At 69.3% G+C, this 5,543-nt stretch carries 6 protein-coding genes; 2 read left to right on the forward strand and 4 right to left on the reverse strand.

Annotated elements, in window-relative coordinates:
- Positions 1 to 718 precede the first annotated feature (718 nt).
- Positions 719 to 1,714, forward strand: a complete 996-nt coding sequence (gene trpS / locus J0695_RS06350; protein WP_206960849.1) for a tryptophan--tRNA ligase — start codon at positions 719 to 721, stop codon at positions 1,712 to 1,714.
- Positions 1,715 to 1,723: 9 nt separating this feature from the next.
- Here trpS and proC read toward each other — a convergent pair whose 3' ends face one another.
- From proC to J0695_RS06365, 3 genes are all read right to left on the reverse strand, one after another.
- On the reverse strand, positions 1,724 to 2,539 hold the full coding sequence (proC, locus tag J0695_RS06355; protein ID WP_206960850.1) for a pyrroline-5-carboxylate reductase: 816 nt from the start codon (positions 2,537 to 2,539) through the stop codon (positions 1,724 to 1,726).
- Positions 2,540 to 2,643: 104 nt separating this feature from the next.
- A complete protein-coding gene (locus J0695_RS06360) occupies positions 2,644 to 3,381 on the reverse strand; it encodes an ABC transporter permease (RefSeq protein WP_206960851.1) in 738 nt (245 codons plus the stop codon).
- A complete protein-coding gene (locus J0695_RS06365) occupies positions 3,378 to 4,163 on the reverse strand; it encodes an ABC transporter ATP-binding protein (RefSeq protein WP_206960852.1) in 786 nt (261 codons plus the stop codon). Before J0695_RS06365 ends, J0695_RS06360 begins: the two co-directional genes overlap by 4 nt.
- 123 nt (positions 4,164 to 4,286) lie before the next feature.
- Here J0695_RS06365 and J0695_RS06370 point away from each other — a divergent pair, with 123 nt between their 5' ends.
- Positions 4,287 to 4,742 carry a hypothetical protein gene (locus tag J0695_RS06370; protein WP_206960853.1) on the forward strand — a complete coding sequence of 152 codons (456 nt, stop codon included), beginning with the start codon at positions 4,287 to 4,289 and terminating at the stop codon, positions 4,740 to 4,742.
- Positions 4,743 to 4,776: 34 nt separating this feature from the next.
- Here J0695_RS06370 and J0695_RS06375 read toward each other — a convergent pair whose 3' ends face one another.
- Positions 4,777 to 5,538 (reverse strand): class I SAM-dependent methyltransferase, encoded by a 762-nt coding sequence (locus tag J0695_RS06375; protein ID WP_206960854.1) that lies wholly within the window; start codon positions 5,536 to 5,538, stop codon positions 4,777 to 4,779.
- Between the last annotated feature and the right edge of the window lie 5 nt (positions 5,539 to 5,543).

Below are 5,543 nucleotides of genomic sequence, written 5' to 3' on the forward strand. Positions count from 1 at the left end.
ACACATCGGAAGAGCGGAACGGTCATGCCGGAATAAGGCCGACCGTTCACTGCGTCCTCGCTGTGTTGCCTTCCCGGCAAAGGGAAGGGCTTTTTCAAAGGAACCACCAACCCACCGAAGTGGGCCGGGGTATCAACATATCTGGCGTTGACTTTTGGCACGCTGTTGAGTTCTCAAGGAACGGACGCTTCCTTTGTACTCACCCTCTCAGGCTTTCCTCCGGGCGCTTCCCATTCGGTCTTGCGTTTCCGACTCTATCAGATCCTTTCGGGCCTGATTCCCAGTCAGCGGGACTTTCAACCTGCTGTGTCTTTCCGGCTGTTGGGCCGTTCCGACGAGTGAGACTTTAGCGGATTCCCTGCCTCCGACGCTAATCGGGGGCGAATCCTCATTTCGCGCAGACGCACAGGAATGAAACGACAAGTCGTTCGTTCGAATGGTTGTTGCGAGATGGCTGTCCGGGGACCAACCGGGGTTGGCACTCACTTCGGACAGCTCGGAGAACATTACGGATGCGTGAAACCCGTGTCAAGCCGGGGCCGGGTCGCTAGGGTGGGAGGCATGACAACGCATGCGTGCATCCTTCAGTGGTGGGCCGCCTGACGGCGGCCGGCCCTTACGCATGTACTCAACGGCCGCCGCTTCGGCGGCCGTTTCTGTATCTCCCTCCGGGAGCTCGGCCGCTGGTGGTGGCGGGCTCGATCCAGGAGGTAGAGAGATGACGCGGGTTTTCAGTGGGGTCAAGCCGACAGGGCATCTGACGCTGGGCAACTACCTGGGCGCGGTCCGGCAGTGGGCCGAGGTCGACCAGCACCGGTCCGACGCGCTGTTCTGTGTGGTGGACCTCCATGCGCTGACCATGGAGCACGATCCTGCGCGGGTGCGGCGGCTCAGTCGGCAGGCGGCGACGTTGCTGCTGGCCTCGGGATTGGATCCGGAGCAGTGCGTGGTGTTCGTACAGAGCCATGTGGATGAGCATGCGCGGCTGTCGTATCTGATGGAGTGCACCGCTTCCGACGGCGAGATGCGGCGCATGATCCAGTACAAGGAGAAGACCGCGCAGGCACGGGAGCGCGGGGAGAGTGTGCGGCTGTCGCTGCTCACCTATCCGGCGCTGATGGCGGCCGACATCCTGGCGTACGGGACCGACGAAGTGCCGGTGGGCGACGACCAGACGCAGCACGTCGAGCTCGCGCGGGATCTGGCGGTGCGGTTCAACCAGCGGTACGGGCAGACCTTTGTGGTGCCCCGGGCCACCCGGCCGACGGTGGCCGCGCGAGTCATGGATCTGCAGGACCCCACGGGGAAGATGGGGAAGTCGCTGGCCTCGGGGCCGGGGATCGTCTATCTGCTCGATGACGCCGACGTCGTACGCAAGAAGGTCATGCGGGCGGTGACGGATGCGGCGAGCGATGTCGTGTACGACCGGGAGAAGAGCCCCGGCGTCGCCAATCTGCTGGAGATCCTGTCGGCCTGTACCGGGAAGGAGCCCGGTGAGCTCGCGGCGCAGTACTCGGGCTACGGGGCGTTGAAGCGGGACGTCGCCGATGCGGTGGTGGAGCTGCTCCGGCCCGTACAGGAGCGGCATGCGGAGCTGGCCGCCGATCCCGGTCATGTGGAGTCCGTGCTGAGGGCGGGGGCCGAGCGGGCCAGGGGGCTCGCTCGGCCTACCGTGGATGCGGCGTACGCGGCCATCGGGCTGCTGGCGCGCTGAGCTGCCTGGTCAGCCGTTGCCGGAGGCCAGTTCGCGACTGCGGTCGCGGGCTGCCTCCAGGGCGTTGATGAGGGCTGCTCGTACGCCGTGGTTCTCGAGTTCACGGATTGCGCTGATGGTGGTGCCCGCGGGGCTCGTCACCGCTTCGCGGAGCTTCACCGGGTGTTCGCCGCTGTCGCGGAGCATCACCGCTGCGCCGATCGCCGCCTGGACGATCAGGTCGTGGGCCTGGGCGCGCGGGAGGCCGAGGAGGATTCCGGCGTCGGTCATCGCTTCGACCAGGTAGTAGAAGTACGCCGGACCCGAGCCGGAGAGCGCGGTGGCCGCGTCCTGCTGGGACTCGGGGACGCGGAGGGTCTTGCCCACCGCTCCGAAGATCTCCGTGGTGTGGGCCAGGTGCGCGGGGGTCGCGTGCGTGCCTGCCGAGATGACCGACATGCCTTCGTCGACGAGGACGGGGGTGTTCGGCATGACCCGGACCACTGGCGTCTCGTGCGGGAGGCGCTCCTCGATGAACGTGGTCGGGATGCCCGCCGCCGCGCTGATGAGGAGGTGGTCCGCGGTGGTGTGCGGGGCCAGTTCGTCGAGGAGCTTTCCCATGTCCTGCGGCTTGACCGCCAGGATCAGGGTCTCCGCCCGCTTGGCGGCCTCGGCGTTGGTGACCGCTTCCACGCCGTAGCGGGTGCGGAGCTCTTCGGCGCGGTCCGGGCGGCGGGTGGTGACCAGGAGGTTGGTGGGGTGCCAGCCCGCGCGGATCATGCCGGAGAGGAGTGCCTCGCCGATCTTTCCCGTACCGAGGACTGCGACTGTCTGGGTCGTGGCCATGGCTCTGTTCACCTCGCCGCTGGGGGGCCTGCCTTGCTGTTGTGCTGGTCATCCTCGCACTGGGGGTGGCGGGTGGGGTGCGGCGTCCGAAGGGTGGATCTCTTTCAGGGGGTGCGGCGGCGGAGGGTGGCCGCGCCGAGGACCAGGACCGCCAGGGCGCAGGCGATGACGACCGCCGTGTCGCGGAAGAAGGCGGAGGTGACATCGGGGTGGGTGAGGACCTGGGTCATGCCGTCGACCGCGTACGACATCGGGAAGGCGTACGAGATCGCCTCCAGGACCGGCTGCATGCTGGCGCGCGGGGCGAACAGGCCGCAGAGCAGCAGCTGGGGGAAGATCACGGCCGGCATGAACTGGACCGCCTGGAACTCGGACGTCGCGAACGCGGAGACGAAGAGGCCGAGCGCGGTGCCGAGCAGGGCGTCCAGGAGGGCGATCAGGAGGAGCAGGCCGGGGGCGCCGGTGACGTCCAGGCCCAGGCCCCAGAGGGCGAGGGCGGTGGCGAGTGCCGACTGGACCACGGCCACGGCGCCGAACGCGAGGGCGTAGCCGCCGATCAGGTCCCCCTTCGCGAGGGGCATGGCGAGGAGGCGTTCCAGGGTGCCCGATGTGCGTTCGCGGAGGGTCGCGATGGAGGTCACCAGGAACATCGTGATCAGCGGGAAGATGCCGAGGAGCGAGGCCCCGATGGAGTTGAAGGTGCGGGGGCTGCCGTCGAACACGTACCGGAGCAGCAGGAGCATCACGCAGGGGACCGCGAGGAGGAGCGCGATCGAGCGCGGGTCGTGGCGCAGCTGGCGCAGGACGCGCAGGGCGGTGGCTGTGGTGCGGGCGGCGTTCATCGGGCCGGCTCCTTGGGAGTGGTCTCTGCGGCGGCCTCCGTGGCGGCTTCGTCGACCAGGTGGAGGAAGGCTTCTTCGACTGTGGTCGTGCGGGTGCGGGTAAGGATTCCCTGCGGGGTTTCGTCGGCCAGCAGCGTGCCTTCGCGGAGGAGGAGCAGGCGGTGGCAGCGTTCGGCCTCGTCCATGGCGTGGGAGGAGACGAGGATCGTGGTGCCCTGGGCGGCGATGTCGTGGAAGAGGGTCCACAGGTCGCGGCGGAGTACGGGGTCCAGGCCGACCGTGGGTTCGTCGAGGACCAGGATTTCGGGGGAACCGAGGAGCGCCACGGCCAGGGAGACGCGGTTCAGCTGGCCGCCGGAGAGGTTCTTGGCGAGGGCGTCGGCGTGGGTGGTGAGGTCGACGGCGGTGATCGCGCGGGTGACGTCCGTACGGCGTCGGGCCGCTGCCCTGCGGCCGGGGGTGAGGATCGCGGCGAAGTAGTCGAGGTTCTGGTGGACGGTGAGGTCGGCGTAGACGGAGGGCGTCTGGGTGACGTAGCCGATGCGGGCGCGCAGGGGTGGGGAGCCTGCGGGGAGGCCGAGGACGTCCAGGGTGCCGGTGACCTTGGCCTGGGTGCCGACGATCGCGCGCATCAGCGTGGATTTGCCGCAGCCCGACGGGCCTAGGAGGCCGGTGATCTGGCCTCGGGGGACGGAGAAGTGCAGGTCGTGCAGGACGGTGCGGGGGCCGCGGATGACGCTGAGGCCGCGGGCCGTGACGGCGTCCGACGGTTTATTCATCATGCGGTGAATAATGCGCCCGAAGGCATGCCGCGTCAAGGCTTCGAGGGGTTCAGGGGCGCGTCAGGGGTGCGTCAGGGTCATCCCCCATGGCGGCGGGGGGAGGGAGAGGCGGACTGTGGATTTATGACGCAGAACAGTGGGATCAGCAAGGCGGAGGGGCGCAGTCTGGCTGTCGCCTCCGCGACGCTCGGGCCCTGGCGGGCCGCGTCGGTGGTCGGTGCGCTGGGCGGGGCCGTCTCGCTCGGCATCGGGACCATCGCCGACGGGATCGGGGCCGGCGTGGTGGCCGGGGCCCTCTCCGTCACCCTGACGCTCTTCTTCGTGGTGGGCGGCGCGGGGGCGGTGCTCGGCAGGCGTGGCGGGGCCGGCTCCGATCATCGGATACGGCGCTGGGCCGCGGCTCATCCCTGGCGGGTCGCGGCGGTGCCTGCCGCGCTGATGGCCTTCAGCGATGTGGTGGTGCGGCAGCTGGTCGGCTCGGAAAGTTTCTTCACGAGTGTGGGCGACGGGCTTTGGCGCGGGGTTGTTGTGGGCGGTGTCGTCGGGCTGGTCGGGCGGTACGGAGGCGGGCGGCGCTGAGCTGGGCGCCGGTCGGGGCGCTTTGGGGCGCCGGTCAGGCTGGTTTCCGTACGACCGTGACGTCCAGTGCGTACGCCTCCTCGACCTGGCCGTCGGGGAAGACGCTGAGGAGTTCGGCGCGCTCCTGGGCGAGGGCGGCCTCCGTGACCTGCGGGCCCATCGTCGCGAAGTAGGAGCGGCTGCCCAGGTGGGCGAGGTGCGTGTCGAGAGGGACTGTCCGCTTCCAGTGCAGGAGGCGGAAGGCCGGGTTCAGGGCGTGGTCGAGGTTCTTGATGATGCCGGGGGCCTCGGGTGCGATGCCGTGACTGTGGTAGCCGGGGCATCGCTTCTTGAGGCGGTCCTCCTGGGCCGCGGACCAGGCGGTGGCCGGGTCCGGGATGTTCCACCAGAGGGCCAGGGCGCCGCGCGGGGCCAGCACGCGGAGGGCCTCGGGGATCGAGCGGGCCGGGTCGGTCCAGTGCCAGGACTGGGCGTAGGTGATGAAGTCCGCCGAGCCCGAGAGCAGGGGCAGGTGGTTTCCGTCGCCGCGGACGAGGGGGACGTCGGGGAGGCCCTGGTGCAGTTGGGCGGCCATTTGGGGGCCCGGCTCCACGGCTGTGACGTGCGCGCCTCTGTCTCGGAGGAGGCGGGTTGCTATGCCGGTGCCGGCGCCTATGTCGTAGACCCTGGCCCCTTTGAGCGGCTGGTCGGCCATTGCTTCGACTGCGTCGAAGAGGGCCGGGGGGTAGCCGGGGCGGGCTGCGGCGTACTGGGCTGCCACCGCGTCGAAGGAGAGGGCGAAGTCATCCGTCGTCATGGGGG

The organism is Streptomyces beijiangensis (assembly GCF_017315755.1).
GTDB classification, from domain to species: Bacteria; Actinomycetota; Actinomycetes; order Streptomycetales; family Streptomycetaceae; genus Streptomyces; species Streptomyces beijiangensis.